This window comes from Rhodococcus sp. KRD162 (assembly GCF_017168335.1).
GTDB lineage: Bacteria > Actinomycetota > Actinomycetes > Mycobacteriales > Mycobacteriaceae > Rhodococcoides.
In genome coordinates this window covers 26,042-43,135 of record NZ_JABFAU010000013.1, presented here as the reverse complement: position 1 = coordinate 43,135, position 17,094 = coordinate 26,042, and the positions used below count along the sequence as shown (strand labels likewise).

Annotated in this window: 16 protein-coding genes; all 16 read left to right on the top strand. The window is 65.2% G+C overall.

The window, feature by feature from the left end:
* Positions 1-7 precede the first annotated feature (7 nt).
* A complete protein-coding gene (gene hpt / locus J1M87_RS17300) occupies positions 8-559 on the top strand; it encodes a hypoxanthine phosphoribosyltransferase (protein WP_206491377.1) in 552 nt (183 codons plus the stop codon).
* Positions 560-941: 382 nt separating this feature from the next.
* The gene (ftsH, locus tag J1M87_RS17295; protein ID WP_241257112.1) at positions 942-3,830 is read left to right on the top strand and encodes an ATP-dependent zinc metalloprotease FtsH; all 2,889 of its coding nucleotides are present in this window, start codon (positions 942-944) and stop codon (positions 3,828-3,830) included.
* A gap of 218 nt (positions 3,831-4,048) precedes the next feature.
* Positions 4,049-4,636 carry a GTP cyclohydrolase I FolE gene (gene folE / locus J1M87_RS17290; protein WP_206491375.1) on the top strand — a complete coding sequence of 196 codons (588 nt, stop codon included), beginning with the start codon at positions 4,049-4,051 and terminating at the stop codon, positions 4,634-4,636.
* Positions 4,637-4,655: 19 nt separating this feature from the next.
* The gene (folP, locus tag J1M87_RS17285; RefSeq protein ID WP_206490744.1) at positions 4,656-5,504 is read left to right on the top strand and encodes a dihydropteroate synthase; all 849 of its coding nucleotides are present in this window, start codon (positions 4,656-4,658) and stop codon (positions 5,502-5,504) included.
* Positions 5,501-5,905: a dihydroneopterin aldolase gene (folB, locus tag J1M87_RS17280; RefSeq protein WP_206490743.1), complete on the top strand. Its 405-nt coding sequence runs from the start codon at positions 5,501-5,503 to the stop codon at positions 5,903-5,905. The genes folP and folB overlap by 4 nt, the downstream gene beginning before the upstream one ends.
* Complete coding sequence (gene folK, locus J1M87_RS17275; RefSeq protein ID WP_206490742.1) at positions 5,902-6,447, top strand: 2-amino-4-hydroxy-6-hydroxymethyldihydropteridine diphosphokinase; 546 nt, start codon at positions 5,902-5,904, stop codon at positions 6,445-6,447. The genes folB and folK overlap by 4 nt, the downstream gene beginning before the upstream one ends.
* Entirely contained in the window at positions 6,441-6,914 is a 474-nt protein-coding gene (locus J1M87_RS17270; protein ID WP_307830843.1) for a DUF3180 domain-containing protein, read from the top strand. Before folK ends, J1M87_RS17270 begins: the two co-directional genes overlap by 7 nt.
* Positions 6,915-7,004: 90 nt before the next feature.
* A complete protein-coding gene (locus J1M87_RS17265; RefSeq protein WP_206490741.1) occupies positions 7,005-8,351 on the top strand; it encodes a DUF6779 domain-containing protein in 1,347 nt (448 codons plus the stop codon).
* A gap of 114 nt (positions 8,352-8,465) precedes the next feature.
* Positions 8,466-9,380 (top strand): Rossmann-like and DUF2520 domain-containing protein, encoded by a 915-nt coding sequence (locus J1M87_RS17260; protein WP_206490740.1) that lies wholly within the window; start codon positions 8,466-8,468, stop codon positions 9,378-9,380.
* Entirely contained in the window at positions 9,377-10,276 is a 900-nt protein-coding gene (gene panC, locus J1M87_RS17255) for a pantoate--beta-alanine ligase (RefSeq protein WP_206490739.1), read from the top strand. The genes J1M87_RS17260 and panC overlap by 4 nt, the downstream gene beginning before the upstream one ends.
* A gap of 45 nt (positions 10,277-10,321) precedes the next feature.
* Positions 10,322-10,753: an aspartate 1-decarboxylase gene (gene panD / locus J1M87_RS17250; protein WP_206490738.1), complete on the top strand. Its 432-nt coding sequence runs from the start codon at positions 10,322-10,324 to the stop codon at positions 10,751-10,753.
* A gap of 4 nt (positions 10,754-10,757) precedes the next feature.
* Positions 10,758-11,558 (top strand): type III pantothenate kinase, encoded by an 801-nt coding sequence (locus J1M87_RS17245; RefSeq protein WP_206490737.1) that lies wholly within the window; start codon positions 10,758-10,760, stop codon positions 11,556-11,558.
* 159 nt (positions 11,559-11,717) lie between these two features.
* Positions 11,718-12,275: a cysteine dioxygenase family protein gene (locus J1M87_RS17240; protein ID WP_206490736.1), complete on the top strand. Its 558-nt coding sequence runs from the start codon at positions 11,718-11,720 to the stop codon at positions 12,273-12,275.
* Positions 12,276-12,286: 11 nt separating this feature from the next.
* A complete protein-coding gene (locus J1M87_RS17235) occupies positions 12,287-12,709 on the top strand; it encodes a rhodanese-like domain-containing protein (RefSeq protein WP_206490735.1) in 423 nt (140 codons plus the stop codon).
* A 36-nt stretch (positions 12,710-12,745) separates the two neighbouring features.
* Positions 12,746-14,269, top strand: coding sequence for a lysine--tRNA ligase (gene lysS / locus J1M87_RS17230; RefSeq protein WP_206490734.1), 1,524 nt, complete (start codon positions 12,746-12,748; stop codon positions 14,267-14,269).
* 275 nt (positions 14,270-14,544) lie between these two features.
* A complete protein-coding gene (locus J1M87_RS17225) occupies positions 14,545-17,085 on the top strand; it encodes an ATP-dependent Clp protease ATP-binding subunit (RefSeq protein WP_206490733.1) in 2,541 nt (846 codons plus the stop codon).
* The last annotated feature ends 9 nt before the right edge of the window (positions 17,086-17,094 follow it).

The window sequence follows — 17,094 nt, the reverse complement described above, 5'->3', positions numbered from 1 at the left end:
AAACCCCGTGTACGAGGGCGACATCGAATCGGTTCTCATTTCCGAGGAACAGATCAAAACGCGCACCCAGGAACTGGCAGACGAGATCGCCCTGCGATACCCCGAGGGTTCGCCCGAAGGTGACCTGCTGCTGGTCGGTGTGCTCAAGGGCGCGATCATGTTCATGACCGACTTCGCCAGGGCCCTGCCCATCCCGGCGCAGCTCGAGTTCATGGCGGTCAGCTCGTACGGCTCGTCCACGTCGTCCTCCGGGGTCGTTCGCATCCTCAAGGATCTCGATCGGGACATCACTGGACGCCACGTGCTGATCGTCGAGGACATCATCGATTCCGGCCTGACGTTGAGCTGGCTCAAGCGCAACCTCGCAACCCGATCGCCCGCGTCGTTGGCGGTGGTGACGTTGCTGCGCAAGCCCGAAGCCATCAAGGTCGACGTCGAGGTGGCGAACGTGGGCTTCGACATCCCCAACGATTTCGTCGTGGGATACGGCCTGGACTACAACGAGCGCTACCGGGATCTGCCGTACATCGGCCTGCTGGACCCCAAGGTCTACAGCTGAGTTCGGTTCGGCTTCGTGGGGGTACCCGGTTCGCGTGAATGGACCACCGACGCGCTCAGACGTGTGCAATGGTCCACTGACGCGCTCGGACGTGTGTGCAGTGGACCACTGACGCGTCGCGTGAATGGACCACTGACGCGCTGTGACGTGTGCAATGGTCCATCGATGCGGATAGGGTGCCCCAGAAGGTGGGGAACTGCAGGGGGAGTGCGGTCGTTGGAGGGGAAGAAGCGTCGACGCCGACAGGTGCGTGGACGCAGAGTGCCAGGTATGAGCGAGTCCGATGTCCGGGTCTCGCGGTAGCCTGGAGCATCCGGCGGGCAGGGAGCAGCCAGCGCGCGGGAGCGGACTGAAAGGACACGGCCGAGTCGGCTGAAGCTGTATGAATCGGAAGACAGTAATACGAAATCTTGCCATCGTTTTCGGCATTCTGTTGGTGATCTATGCCTTCAGTTACTTCGGTAACGACACGCGGGACTGGAAGACGGTCGACACCTCGGTGGCGATCGCCCAGCTCGACGACCGCAACGTCGAGTCCGCGCAGATCGACGATCGCGAGCAGCAGATCCGGCTGACCCTCAAAGAGGCGTCCGACGCCACCGACAATCAGACCAAGATCATCGCGAAGTACCCGGCCTCGGCATCCGAGCAGATATTCGACAAGGTCGACTCCCAGGGGTTGACCAGCTACAACACCACCGTCTCCCAGGAAAGCTGGTTCAGCTCGTTCCTGCTGCTGATCCTTCCGATGGTGTTGATCCTCGGCGTGATCATCTTCGTGATGAGCCGTATGCAGGGCGGCGGCCGCGGTGGCGTCATGGGCTTCGGCAAGTCCAAGGCCAAGCAGTTGACGAAGGACATGCCCAAGACCACCTTCGCCGACGTCGCAGGCGCGGACGAGGCCGTCGAGGAGCTCTACGAAATCAAGGACTTCCTGCAGAACCCGTCGCGGTACCAGGCGCTGGGAGCCAAAATTCCGCGCGGCGTGCTGCTGTACGGGCCTCCAGGAACCGGCAAGACGCTACTGGCCCGCGCCGTCGCTGGCGAGGCAGGCGTCCCGTTCTTCACCATCTCGGGCTCGGACTTCGTCGAGATGTTCGTCGGTGTGGGTGCATCACGCGTACGCGATCTCTTCGAGCAGGCCAAACAGAACAGCCCCTGCATCATCTTCGTCGACGAGATCGACGCCGTCGGACGGCAGCGCGGCGCAGGTATGGGCGGCGGGCACGACGAGCGCGAGCAGACACTGAATCAGTTGCTCGTCGAAATGGACGGTTTCGGTGAGCGCACCGGCGTCATCCTCATCGCCGCCACCAACCGCCCCGACATTCTCGACCCGGCCCTGCTCCGTCCCGGCCGTTTCGACCGTCAGATCCCGGTCGGCGCTCCCGACCTGGCCGGCCGTCGGGCGATCCTGAAGGTGCACGCGGCGGGCAAGCCCGTCGCTCAGGACGCAGACCTCGAAGGTCTCGCCAAGCGAACCGTCGGAATGTCCGGAGCCGACCTGGCCAACGTCATCAACGAAGCAGCCTTGCTCACCGCGCGCGAGAACGGCACGGTCATCACCGAGGCCTCGCTCGAGGAATCCGTGGACCGCGTCGTCGGTGGCCCGCGCCGCAAGAGCCGCATCATCAGCGAGCACGAGCGCAAGATCACCGCGTACCACGAGGGCGGGCACACTCTCGCCGCGTGGGCGATGCCGGACATCGAGCCCGTCTACAAGGTCACCATCCTCGCCCGCGGCCGCACGGGTGGCCACGCGATGACCGTGCCCGAGGACGACAAGGGCCTGATGACCCGGTCGGAGATGATCGCTCGACTGGTCATGGCCATGGGTGGACGCGCGGCGGAGGAGCTCGTCTTCCACGAGCCGACCACCGGAGCATCCTCGGACATCGACCAGGCGACCAAGATCGCCCGCGCGATGGTCACCGAATACGGCATGAGCAGCAAGCTCGGAGCCGTCCGCTACGGGCAGGAACAGGGCGATCCGTTCCTCGGCCGTTCGATGGGCCAGCAATCCGACTTCTCGCACGAGGTCGCCCGTGAGATCGACGAGGAGGTGCGCAAGCTGATCGAGGCTGCGCACACCGAGGCGTGGGCGATCCTCAACGAGTACCGCGACCTACTCGACACCCTTGCATCCGAGCTGCTCGAACGAGAGACACTCACGCGCAAGGATCTCGAGAAGATCTTCCACAGCGTGACCAAGCGGCCGCGCATCACCCTGTTCAACGACTTCGGTGACCGCAAGCCCTCGGACAAGCCGCCGGTCAAGACTCCTCGTGAACTCGCCGCCGAGCGCGGCGAGCCGTGGCCCCCGGTGCCTCCGGCCCCGAAGCAGCTTCCGCCGCAACAGATTCCGCAGCCGAGCTACTCCGGATCGCCGCAGCTGAGCAAGGGTGGCTACCCGAACGGAAGCAACGGATACAACGGCGCACCGCCCCCGGGTAACCAGACCAACGGTGCCCCGACGAACGGTGCCCCCACGAACGGTGGCCCGCCGAACGGTGCACCCCCCAACGGGGGTCCGCCGAACGGTGCTCCCGGCGGCGCGCCCACTACCGGTGCCGGTCGCCGCGGTGGCCCCGTCGGTGGTTACGGCGAGCCGTTCAACGGCGGCGCACCCAACGGCGGTGCTCCCAACGGCGGTGCACCCAACGGCGGCGCTCCGAACGGCGGTGGATATTCCGAGGGATACCGCCGACCAGATCCTCGATCGGGGCCCAGCACCGGTTCGCGGCCGGACTACGGCGCTCCGGCCGGATGGTCTGCTCCGGGCTGGCCGCCGCGCGATCAGCCGTCGGTGCCTCGCTACCAGGGGCCGAGCACGCCGCCCCAGGGGCCGCCGAGGCGTGATCCGTCGGCATCGGACGAGAATCGATACGAGCCGACACAGGGACATCCGACACAGGGACAGGACCCGACGTATCGGCCACCGCAGGCGTACCAGCCGCCCGGCAACCCGCAGCCGTCGTACCAGCCCCCGCAGTATCAGCCGGATCCGTTCCGACCGGATACCCGCGATCAGGGACGGACATCTCGGCACGCGCCGCCGTACGCCGAGCACGGGGACGACGGAGCAGCACGTGAACCGTCGACTCCGACGTGGGAGGTTCCGAACCCCTCGCAGAACTACCCCCTGCCCGGCGACGAGCGGTCCGATGACACCCCGTCCGAGGATTCCCGGGGCGGGGAGGGATCCGAGGAACACGGCAACGAAGGTCCCCAGACGCAACGTTGGGAAGGGCCGGGCGGTTCTTACCGCTGACCTGATCATTAGGCTTGCTGGGTCGACTCGTCACGGTCGGCCCAGTACGCCGTTCGAACCGTGCTCTGAGTCGAGGTTTCGGTCCATTCGGGACCGAAGCAGCAGGCCCAGCTGTCACATTCGCGGAGCCCAACCGGAGGGACGTTCACGTGTCAGTCAATCGGACCGTCGAGTCGACAACGGACTCGGCACAAGCCCCGGTAGTCGAACAACAGACGGTGGCCTTTGCCACCGGATCAGCTTTCGATCAACCTCGCGCCGAGGCAGCGGTGCGGGAGCTACTGATCGCAGTGGGGGAGGATCCCGATCGTCCTGGCCTGCTGGACACCCCGGCTCGGGTCGCGCGCTCCTACCGCGAGATATTCGCCGGTCTCTACACCGACCCGGACACGGCGCTGAACACGACGTTCGACGAGGGACATCAAGAACTCGTTCTCGTTCGCGACATTCCGATGTTCTCCACCTGTGAACACCACCTGGTGTCGTTTCACGGCGTCGCTCACGTCGGATACATCCCGGGTAAGAGCGGTAAAGTCACCGGACTGTCGAAGCTGGCGCGCGTAGTGGACATGTACGCCAAGCGTCCACAGGTGCAGGAGCGTTTGACCAGCCAGATCGCCGACGCGTTGATGCGCAAACTGGACCCGCGCGGGGCGATCGTGGTGATCGAGGCCGAGCACCTGTGCATGGCGATGCGCGGCATCCGCAAGCCCGGTGCCAGCACCACCACCTCGGCCGTGCGCGGTCTGTTGCAGTCCAGCGCGGCGTCGCGCTCGGAAGCACTGGACCTGATTCTGCGGAAATGACCGAGCCGGCCGATTCTCGATGATTTCTGCGCGGAGTATTCCCCCGGCACCCGTCGTCATGGGCGTTCTGAACGTCACCGCCGATTCGTTCTCCGATGGTGGTAGGTACCTCGACGTCGATTCCGCCGTCGAGCACGGATTGGCGATGCATCGTCGCGGTGTCGGCGTCGTCGATGTCGGTGGTGAATCCACCCGCCCCGGTGCCGACCGGATCGACCCGGCCGTCGAGGCCGAGCGGGTGGTGCCCGTGATCACGGCACTGGCCGCCGAAGGCGTGGTCACGAGCGTCGACACGATGCGCGCCTCGGTGGCCGCGGCCGCAATCGAGGCCGGGGTGTCGATAGTGAACGACGTCTCGGGTGGCCGAGCCGACTCGGCCATGGCCGGGGTGGTCGCCGACGGCGGGTTGCCGTGGATTCTGATGCACTGGCGCGCCGCCGGACCCGAGTACCGACATGCCGGATCCGCCGACCGATACGACGACGTGGTCGAAGACGTACGGCGCGAACTTCTCGAACAGGTGGACCATGCGGTCGATGCCGGTGTCGACGCATCGCGGATCGTGCTCGACCCCGGTCTCGGGTTTGCCAAGAACGCCCACCACAACTGGCAACTGCTCCGCGGCTTGCCGAACCTGGTGGCGGCAGGTTTCCCGGTTCTCGTCGGTGCCTCTCGTAAACGCTTTCTCGGATCGTTGCTCGCCGAGGCCGACGGTACGCCGCGCCCACCGGACGGACGCGAGATCGCCACGGCCGTGGTGTCGGCGCTGGCGTTGGCCGGCGGAGCGTGGGGTGTGCGAGTGCACGAGGTCCAGGCTTCACTCGACGCGGTCGCCGTCGTCGGGGCATGGCAGGGTGATCGGGCATGAGTGAGATCAGCGTCCGTAGCGGCACCGGTACGCGTCGCGGCGACCGCATAGAACTGCGTGGCCTGACCGTGCGCGGCAATCACGGAGTGTTCGACTTCGAGAAGCGAGACGGCCAGGACTTCGTTGTCGACATCACCGTCTGGATGGATCTGCGCCCCGCGGCCGAGTCCGATGATCTGACCGCAACGCTGCACTACGGGGAACTCGCCGAGCATGCCGCCGCCGTTGTCTCCGGCCCGTCCAGAGACCTGATCGAGACGGTCTCCGCCGAGATCGCCGAGGTCGTGTTGGCGTACGACTCCCGCGTCGAGGCGGTGGAGGTGGTGCTGCACAAGCCGTCGGCTCCCATCCCGCTGTCGTTCGCAGACGTGGCAGTGGTGGCCTACCGGGAACGGCCGTGACCCGGGCCGTGCTGTCGATCGGCAGCAACATCGGTGACTCTCTGGGGCACTTGCGTTCTGTGACTAATGAACTGGGCTCCAGGGCGACGGCCTGTTCGCCCGTCTACCGATCCGCTCCCTGGGGCGGGGTGGAGCAGCAGGACTTCCTCAATGCGGTCCTCGTGGTGCAAGACGACGCCTGCGACGCCTGGGATTGGTTGCGGCTGGGGCAACGGTTGGAGGAGGCAGCGGACCGCGTCCGCGTGCAGCGCTGGGGTCCGCGAAGCCTCGACGTGGATGTGGTGGTGTGCGACGACGTGATCAGCGCGGACCCGCAGTTGATCCTTCCGCATCCCCGCGCGCACGAGCGGGCGTTCGTGCTGATGCCGTGGTTGGACATCGAACCGGATGCGAGCTTGCGCGTCGGCGACCGCGATGTCCCGGTGATCGAGTTGCTGGGTCGATTGAGTGCGCAGGAGCGGGCCGGAGTCGTGAAGCAGGAGTGGAGCCTGTCGGAACGACTGGATGGGCGACACGGAGGCGCAGGTGAACGGTCGTGGTGACCAATCCCACCAAGGTCTGGGACGTAATGGGCCTTTTCCTTGTTGCTTCGGTCGGAACCTGGCTATTGGTTCGGGTTTTCTACGGGTCGTTTCCGCCGATTCCGGTGTATGCCGGGGCGTCGTTGTATCTGGTTGCGGTGGTGGAAGTGGTGACGGCGGTGATCGTGCGCAATCGCATCGCCGAGCGTCGGGTGGGTACCGGTCTGCATGATCTGCATCCGGTGACGGTGTACAGGGCATTGGTGCTGGCGAAGGCATCGTTGCTGGTGGGGACAGGTGTCGTCGGAGTGTGCAGCGGGTTCTTGGCGTATGTGCTTCCGCGCGCGGCGACGGTGCGTGCAGCGTCCTCCGATCGGCCCGGAGCGATCGTGGCACTGGTCGCCGGGCTGGCTGTCGTCGCCGCTGCGGTGTGGCTGGAGCAGTGCTGCCGGACTCCCAAGGACCGGGACGACGAACATTCTCGGTAACGCATTGATTGTTTGATTGTTACCTCGGTTGTGTAAGCGATCGGTCCGGGGTGACTATTTGCGAACGAATTGCCAGTTACCCTTGTGAACATGACCGATCAGACTCGCGCAAAGAAGGGGCGCCGTAACAGGCGCAGTGCGAGCCAGCTGTTTCTCGCGGCGCTCGTGGTGTTCGGGATCGTCGCCAGCGTGCTGTTGCTGTTCACCGAGAGCGTGCAATGGATGCGGGTCGGTGTGCTGTCGGCTCTGTGGGCCGCGGTGATCGGTGCCTTCGCGATGACGAAGTACCGCCGAGAGGCGGCCGCCGACCAGACGAAGGCCAAGGACCTTCAGACGGTGTACGAGTTGCAGTTGGCTCGGGAGATCTCGGCGCGACGCGAGTACGAGATGAATGTCGAGGCTCGGCTGCGGAGCGAATCGCGGATGGAAATCGACGAAGTCGCCGCGTTGCGCAATGAGCTGGCCGCGCTCCGCCAGAACCTGCAGGTGCTGTTCGACGGCAATTTGCCCACTGAGCGCGTCGCCTTGCGGGCCGAGGCGATGAGGATGCAGGAGCTCGGCGGTCGCCGTTACGACAGTTATCAGCCAGCACCGTCCGGGCTGTACGTCCCCGGGGGTGGAAGCGGCAACGGTCCCTCGGGTCCGGACACCGGTCTGAGCGGTGTCGGAACCCCGTACGACGAACCGGTGACGGCCGAAACCTCGGTGGTGTACCCGGATGATCCGGATCAGATGCCGCAGGCCACCGGTGCGTCGACGGCATCGCAGTCGCAGGAGCGGTACTCCGAGTACTCGGAGGAGTCCGAGCCGGACGAGGCCGATTCCTACGCCCAGCCTGCTGCGCAGGCTCGCCCCGACAGTGCGCCACGACCAGCTGGACGAGTCACTCCGCCCAGCTCGCCTTTCACGGCATACAACTTCGATCAGACGCGTCCGCCGGTCGCCGAGCCGGAACCGGCGACGGATCACGAACCAGCTACCGACTACGAACCGACGACGGATTACGAACCGGCGACGGACTACGAACCGGCGACAACAGCTGCGGCTGACTCCGCCGACGAGGCTGCCGACTACGCCGCTGATTTTTCGACCGCTGATTCCTCCACCGCATTTTCGTCGACCGACTATTCGGCGGAACCGGCATACGGATCCACCTCGGCCGAGTGGGACGGTGTCTCCTCCTCGCGTGCCTCGCTTCGCGATTCGGCGGATGCGTTCTTCGCTGCCGATCGCGACTACGAGACACCCGCCGAGGACACGTCAAAGACTTCGCGACGGGGCCGTCGCCGTGCCGAGTCGACGGAAGAGGACGCGACCGGAGCGCACTCGAACGGCAGATCGGTGGCCGAGATCATGGCGGGCCTGCAAGGTGGGGACGCGGCCGATGCGGCCAACCTCGATTCGGGGACGCGTCGCCGCCGCCGTCGCGCAGACTGAGAACCAGATCACACCTGGCTTCCCTGGCACGCGAGCCCTCGCGGTCGCTATTGTTCCCTGCAGGACGTCTGGTACCCGCCGCGCGGGACTGGAACGAACGAGAGGAAATTTTCGGTGACCTCATCAGGGTTCACTGGTGGTCTGTCCCCGGCTCGGTTGACCGTTGGTGTCGTCTCGGCCGGGCGGGTGGGGACCGCATTCGGTGAGGCGCTCGAACGCGTCGGGCACGTCGTCGTCGGTGCCGCCGCCGTGTCGGATGACTCCATCGCCCGGGTTCGATCCAGATTGCCCGAGTCGCAGATTCTGCCGGTCGACGAGGTGGCTCGCCGCGCGGAATTGCTGATTCTCGCTGTCCCGGACAACGAGTTGGCGTCGATCGTTGCAGGACTGGCGGCCACCGGAGCGGTGGCACCGGGCAAGTTGGTGGCGCACACCTCCGGTGCGAACGGAGTCGCCGTACTCGAGCCCCTTGCCGCCCTCGGAGCGGTGCCCCTCGCCATTCATCCGGCCATGACGTTCAGCGGCGGAGTCGAGGACACCGATCGGATGACGGCGGCGTGCTTCGGCATCACCGCAGGCGATGAGATCGGCTACGCCGTCGCGCAGGCCCTCGTCCTCGAGATCGGCGGCGAGCCGGTCCATGTGCCCGAGAACAATCGGGCGCTCTACCACGCGGCCCTCGCGCACGGTAGCAATCACCTCGTCACGCTCGTGGTCGATGCCGTCGAGGCACTTCGGGTTGCGTTGTCCGGACCGGGCTTTCCCGGATCCGACGCCGAACGCGGTGTGCCAGAAAGAGTTCTGGCTCCGCTACTGGAAGCTGCGTTGGACAACGCGTTGCGCAAGGGGCAGTCGGCGCTCACCGGGCCGGTTGCCCGAGGCGACGCGGCGGCAGTCGGCAAGCACCTCGAGGTTCTAGAGGATGTGGATTCGCGCATCGCCGCGGGGTACCGAGCGTTGTCGTTGCGGTCCGCGCAGCGCGTCGGTGCCCCCGCAGCTCTGATCGAGATTCTGGAAGGGAAGCAATGACGCTCGCGGGTAGCTATACCAAGGGGCAGTTGACTGTTCACCACGATCCCGCGGTGATCTCGTCCGTGTCGAAGGCCTTGCGCGGTGTCGGCAAACAGGTCGCTCTCGTGCCGACCATGGGCGCGTTGCATGCCGGCCACATCCAGCTGGTGCGGCAGGCGAAGCTCACCGGTGCGGTGGTGATCGTGTCGATCTTCGTCAACCCGTTGCAGTTCGGCGTCGGCGAGGATCTCGATGCGTATCCGCGCACCCTCGACGCCGATGTGGAGCTGCTTCGATCGGAGGGCGTCGAACTGGTCTTCGCGCCGTCCGCGGCCGAGATGTACCCGTCCGGACCGCGCACCACGGTCCATCCCGGCCCGATCGGTGCCGAGCTCGAAGGAGCGAGCAGGCCGACGCATTTCGCCGGCATGCTCACCGTCGTCGCCAAGCTGCTGCAGATCGCCGCGCCCCATCGCGCGTACTTCGGTGAGAAGGACTACCAGCAGTTGACGTTGATTCGGCAGATGGTGCGAGATCTGAACTTCGACGTGGACGTGATCGGTGTTCCGACGGTCCGTGAGCGGGACGGTCTCGCGTTGTCCTCACGAAACCGCTACCTGGACCCCGAACAGCGCGATGCTGCGATGGCGCTCTCGGCGGCGTTGGTGGCCGGTGCGCACGCGGCAGCGGGTGGAGTCGAGGCCATCCTCGCCGCTGCCCGCGCCGTCCTGGACGAGGTGCCGCTGGTGCACGTGGACTACCTGGAGGTGCGTGACCTACATCTCGGGCCGGCTCCCGAACTCGGGGACGGACGACTGCTCGTGGCGGCCAAGGTCGGCACCACGAGATTGATCGACAACGTCGGTGTCGCCGTCGGCACCGGGTTTCTCGCAGAAGTCGAGCCTGCGCAATGACCAGAACGAGTAGTTCCGAAGATCCGAAAAGTGGAGAGTGACAGCATGTTTCGAACGATGATGAAATCGAAGATCCACCGCGCCACCGTCACGCATGCGGACCTGCATTATGTCGGTTCGGTGACCGTCGACCAGGACCTGATGGAGGCGGCCGATTTGCTCGAAGGCGAGCAGGTCACCATCGTCGACATCGACAACGGAGCGCGGCTGGAGACATACGTGATCACCGGTGAGCGGGGCAGTGGCGTGATCGGAATCAACGGAGCCGCAGCTCATCTGGTGAACCCAGGCGACCTGGTCATCTTGATCGCCTACGGCGTGATGAACGAGCAGGAAGTGGCGGACTACTCCCCGCGGGTGGTGTTCGTCGACGAGAAGAACCGCCCGGTCGAGCTCGGTAGCGATCCGGCGCATGCGCCCGCAGGCTCGGGGCTGATCACTCCACGCGATCTGCGGGCCGATTCCGTGCTGGTCTGATTCGATGCTACTTGCGATCGACGTACGCAACACCAGTACCGTGGTCGGATTGTTCACCGGTACGGGTGATCACTCGAAGTTGCTGCGTGACTGGCGCATTCGAACGGATCCGCATGTGACGGCAGACGAGCTGGCGCTGATGCTGCGCGGATTGCTCGGAGCCGAAGCAGAACAGATCACCGGAATCACGGCGCTCTCGACCGTGCCATCGGTGCTACGCGAGATGCGCACCATGCTCGCACGCTACTGGGATCACGTGGTGCACGTGGTGGTCGAACCCGGCGTGCGGACCGGTGTGCCGCTGCTGGTGGACAATCCCAAAGAGGTCGGTGCCGATCGCATCGTCAATACCCTTGCTGCACATGACTTGTACGGGTCGGCGTGCATCGTTGTGGACTTCGGAACCACCACCTGCGTCGACGTCGTATCCGGCAAAGGGGAGTTCCTCGGCGGTGCCATTGCTCCCGGTCTCGAAATGTCCGCATGGGCGATGTCCACTCGTACCGCAACGTTGCGCGAGGTCGAGATGATTCGGCCGCGCTCGGTGCTGGGCAAGAACACCGTGGAGTGCATTCAGTCCGGCACCATCTTCGGATTCGCGGGCCTGGTGGACGGGCTCGTCGACCGAATCCGGCGGGAGGTGCCCGAGCTGAGCGGAGTGGATACCGCCATCATCGGTACCGGAGACATCGCCGCACTGATCCTGCCCGAGTCGACCACGATCGAGCATCACGAACCGGACCTCACTCTCGAAGGTCTGCGGCTGGTGTACGAACGCAACATGGCAAAACGGCGTCCGCGCTGACTGTTTCGACGTCGGGCGTCCGGTGCGTTGCGGGCTGCCGCTAGCGCATCGGGCGCCGGTGTGTCAGAATCGTCGGCGTGATGACGTGCATGGCCACCCAGGAGTGTTGTCGAGGCTGACCCCTGCCTCGTTCGTTACACACCCCTGGAGTAGAGCTTCATGCTTTCCACACCTGTGTTTTCTGCATCCTCTTCACCCCGTTCGCTCGCGACGTCGCCGACGCGGTTACGCCCGCACGACCTGCTGCGCAGTACCGATCAGGGCGCATCCGACGTGCTCGACGGCCGCTTCGATCACCTGCTTCCCGACGGCGGTCGCTGGCCCACCGACGAACGTTGGGCCGGTCGCCTGCACTCCGACGACGACCTGGACCTCTGGCTGATCAGTTGGGTTCCCGACCGGGCCACCGAACTCCACGATCACGCGGGTTCGCTCGGGGCGATGACCGTCCTGAGTGGCTCCCTTCTCGAATATCGCTGGGCTGGAACCGAACTGAAGCGACGACGCCTCGGCGCGGGAGACCAGGCAGCGTTTCCGCTCGGATGGGTGCATGACGTGATGCACGATCCGGCGTCCACCACCACCGGCCCCACGCTCAGCGTGCACGCCTACTCGCCACCTCTGACGGCGATGTCGTATTACGAAGTGACCGAACGGTCGACGCTGCGTCGTACCCGCAGCGAACTCACCGATGAACCCGAGAAGGCCGCGCTGTGACCATCCACACCATGACCATCGTCGAAATGCTCGAATCCGCGCGCGAGACCATCGACAGGATGACCGTCTTCGAGCTGCGCGACGCGGTCGAGCGCGGCGCCGTCGTCGTCGACATCCGACCGCAGGCGCAGCGCGCGGTGGAGGGAACACTTCCCGGCGCTCTGGCCATCGAACGCAACGTTCTCGAATGGCGTCTCGACCCGACGAGCGATGCGCGCCTGGCGATTGCCGTCGATCACGACGTCGAGTGGATCGTCATCTGCTCCGAGGGGTACACCTCCTCTCTGGCCGCCGCGTCTCTGCAACTGCTGGGTCTGCGCAAGGCCACCGATCTGGTCGGCGGATATCAGGCACTGAAATCGGCGGGTCTGCTCGCTGTGCTGACGCAGGCACAGCACTGCGTTCGCGAGGCCGAGGCCGTCGCCGCGCACTGACTGTCCACCTCTGCGCGGACTGTAAAGTGTGTGCGCGTGAGTGACACAGCTTCCCCTCAGCAGGCCGACGACACCCCGGAGCAACTACGGATTCGTCGTGCCAAGCGCGCTGCGCTGCTCGAGCGCGGGGTCGAGGCGTACCCGGTGTCGGTTCCGCGCACCCACTCCCTGCTCGAGATCCGAACCCGTTTTCCCGAGCTCGAGGCAGACACGACGACGGGTCTGATCGTCGGAGTCGCCGGGCGCGTGATTTTCGTGCGCAATACCGGCAAGCTGTGCTTCGCCACGCTGCAGGAGGGCGACGGAACCCAGCTGCAGGCCATGATCAGCCTGGCGGGCGTCGGGGAAGACGCGCTCGCGGCATGGAAGTCCGACGTCGATCTCGGCGACTTCGTGTTCGTACACGGCGAGGTCATCAGCTCCCGCCGCGGCGAGCTGTCCGTCATGGCCGACGGCTGGCAGATCGCATCGAAGTCGTTGCGGCCGTTGCCCGTCGCGCACAAAGAACTCAACGAAGAGACGCGGATCCGGCAGCGCTACCTGGATCTGATCACCAACCCCACCTCGCGCGAGACCGCACGTAAGCGCATCGCCGTCGTCCGCGAACTGCGCAATGCCCTCGAGCGTCGCGGCTTCCTCGAAGTGGAAACTCCGATGCTGCAGACCCTGCACGGCGGTGCGGCCGCCCGTCCGTTCGTCACCCACTCGAACGCGATGGACACCGACCTGTACTTGCGGATCGCGCCGGAGCTGTTCCTCAAGCGGTGCGTCGTCGGCGGCATCGACAAGGTCTTCGAGATCAACCGAAACTTCCGCAACGAAGGTGCCGACTCCTCGCACTCGCCCGAGTTCGCGATGCTCGAGACGTACGAGGCCTACGGCACGTACGACGATTCGGCGAAGATGACCCGTGAGCTCGTCCAGGAAGTGGCCGTCGCGGCGCTCGGGTCGACGGTCGTCACGCTGCCCGACGGCACCAGCTACGACCTCGGTGGCGAATGGACGACGCTGGAGATGTACCCGTCGCTGTCGAGCTCGCTCGGGTTCGACGTCACCCCCGACACCACCGTCGACGAACTGTTGGCGATCGCCGACAAGGTCGGAGTCGAGGTGCCACGTAAGGACGGCGTCCCGATCTACGGTCACGGCAAGTTGGTCGAAGAACTGTGGGAACACCAGGTGGGCGACGCCTTGACCGAGCCGACGTTCGTCCGCGACTTCCCGGTCGAAACGTCGCCGTTGACGCGTCAGCATCGCAGCAAGCCCGGCGTCACCGAGAAGTGGGATCTCTACGTTCGCGGATTCGAGCTGGCCACCGGGTACTCCGAACTCGTCGATCCGGTCATCCAGCGCGAACGATTCGAGGACCAGGCGCGTCAAGGTGCCGCGGGCGACGACGAGGCCATGGTCCTCGACGAGGACTTCCTCGCCGCGATGGAACAAGGCATGCCGCCGACCACGGGAACAGGCATGGGCATCGACCGGTTGTTGATGGCACTGACCGGGTTGGGCATCCGCGAAACGATCCTGTTTCCTATCGTCAAGCCATCACAGGCCTGACCGGACGGTCGGGCTCTGTTCGCCAGCAGCGGACAGTGAGTGGGAAACGTTTTGCATCGTGCCTGCGTTATCAACAATAAGCAGGCAAGGCAGTCCGCAGTCGAGGACGGTCGCGCAGCATTTCGGGGGTGGAGGGTCGGCGTTCGTGACGTCGGCCAACTACAGTGAGACGCAGTCTTACCTTCAAATGCACAAGCGACCGTAGCGTTGAGGACACTGCGGCGCTAGAAGAACTGGTGGGCGAGCTACCACCCGCCAAGAAGTGAGGGAGAGCGATGTTCGAGAGGTTTACCGATCGCGCGCGGCGTGTTGTCGTCCTGGCTCAAGAAGAAGCCCGGATGCTCAACCACAACTACATCGGCACGGAGCACATTCTGCTCGGCCTCATCCACGAGGGCGAAGGTGTAGCAGCCAAGTCCCTCGAGTCGCTGGGCATCTCCCTCGAAGGAGTTCGCAGCCAGGTAGAGGAAATCATCGGCCAGGGGCAGCAGGCTCCGTCCGGTCATATTCCGTTCACTCCGCGCGCCAAGAAAGTGCTCGAGCTCAGCCTCCGCGAGGCGCTGCAGCTCGGCCACAACTACATCGGCACCGAGCACATCCTGCTGGGTCTGATCCGCGAAGGCGAAGGCGTCGCAGCTCAGGTCCTGGTCAAGCTCGGAGCCGATCTCAACCGCGTCCGGCAGCAGGTCATCCAGCTGCTCTCGGGCTACCAGGGCAAGGAGCCGAGCGAGTCCGGCAGCGGCCGCGGCGAGGCGGGCACCCCGTCGACGTCGCTGGTGCTGGACCAGTTCGGACGCAACCTGACCCAGGCCGCGCTCGAAGGCAAGCTGGACCCGGTCATCGGCCGCGCGAAGGAAATCGAGCGCGTGATGCAGGTGCTCTCGCGTCGTACCAAGAACAACCCCGTCCTCATCGGCGAGCCCGGTGTCGGTAAGACGGCCGTGGTCGAAGGCCTGGCCCAGGCGATCGTCAACGGCGAGGTTCCCGAGACGCTCAAGGACAAGCAGCTCTACACCCTCGACCTCGGTTCGCTGGTGGCCGGCAGCCGTTACCGCGGTGACTTCGAGGAGCGCCTGAAGAAGGTGCTCAAGGAGATCAACACCCGCGGCGACATCATCCTGTTCATCGACGAGCTGCACACGCTCGTCGGCGCAGGTGCTGCCGAAGGTGCCATCGACGCAGCATCGATCCTCAAGCCCAAGTTGGCTCGTGGCGAACTGCAGACCATCGGTGCCACCACCCTCGACGAGTACCGCAAGTACATCGAGAAGGATGCCGCCCTCGAGCGTCGTTTCCAGCCTGTTCAGGTGGGCGAGCCGACCGTCGAGCACACCATCGAGATCCTCAAGGGTCTGCGCGATCGCTACGAGGCGCACCACCGCGTCTCGATCACCGACGGTGCTCTCGTCGCGGCCGCCACGCTGGCCGACCGGTACATCAACGATCGGTTCCTGCCGGACAAGGCCATCGACCTCATCGACGAGGCGGGCGCGCGGATGCGTATCCGCCGAATGACCGCACCGCCAGACCTGCGCGAGTTCGACGACAAGATCGCCGATGCGCGCCGGGAGAAGGAATCGGCCATCGATGCCCAGGACTTCGAGAAGGCTGCGAACCTGCGCGACAAGGAGAAGACCCTCGTCGGGCAGCGTGCCGAGCGAGAGAAGCAGTGGCGCTCCGGCGACCTCGACGTCATCGCCGAGGTCGACGACGAGCAGATCGCCGAGGTGCTGGGCAACTGGACCGGCATCCCCGTCTTCAAGCTCACCGAGGAGGAGACGACGCGTCTGCTCCGCATGGAAGACGAGCTGCACAAGCGGATCATCGGCCAGGTCGAGGCAGTCAAGGCCGTCTCCAAGGCGATCCGTCGTACCCGTGCAGGTCTGAAGGACCCGAAGCGTCCCTCGGGCTCGTTCATCTTCGCCGGCCCCTCGGGTGTCGGTAAGACCGAGCTGTCGAAGGCGCTGGCGAACTTCCTGTTCGGCGAGGACGATGCCCTGATCCAGATCGACATGGGCGAGTTCCACGACCGCTTCACCGCCTCGCGTCTGTTCGGTGCTCCTCCCGGATACGTCGGCTACGAAGAGGGTGGTCAGCTCACCGAGAAGGTGCGTCGTAAGCCGTTCTCCGTTGTGCTGTTCGACGAGATCGAGAAGGCCCACCAGGAGATCTACAACACGCTGCTGCAGGTCCTCGAAGACGGCCGTCTCACCGACGGCCAGGGACGCACGGTCGACTTCAAGAACACCGTGCTCATCTTCACCTCGAACCTGGGTACCTCGGACATCTCGAAGGCAGTGGGCCTCGGCTTCTCCTCGGGTGAAGGCACCGGCTCGAACTACGAGCGGATGAAGCTCAAGGTCAACGACGAGCTCAAGAAGCACTTCCGTCCCGAGTTCTTGAACCGTATCGACGACATCGTCGTGTTCCACCAGCTCACCAAGGACGAGATCATCCAGATGGTCGATCTCATGCTGAGCCGAGTCGAGGGTGCGCTCAAGAACAAGGACATGGCCATCGAGGTCACCGAGAAGGCGAAGTCGTTGCTCGCCAAGCGCGGTTTCGATCCCGTCCTGGGTGCGCGGCCGCTGCGTCGCACCATCCAGCGCGAGATCGAGGACCAGCTGTCGGAGAAGATCCTCTTCGGCGAGATCGAAGCCGGCCAGATCATCCTGGTCGACGTCGAGAACTGGGACGGCGAAGGCGCGGGCGAGGACGCGAAGTTCACGTTCCGCGGCGAGAAGAAGGCAATCATCGTCCCCGACGAGGTCCCGGTCGACCTGGCCAAGGCCACCGGAGACAGCGACAGCGAGTAAGTTCCACGG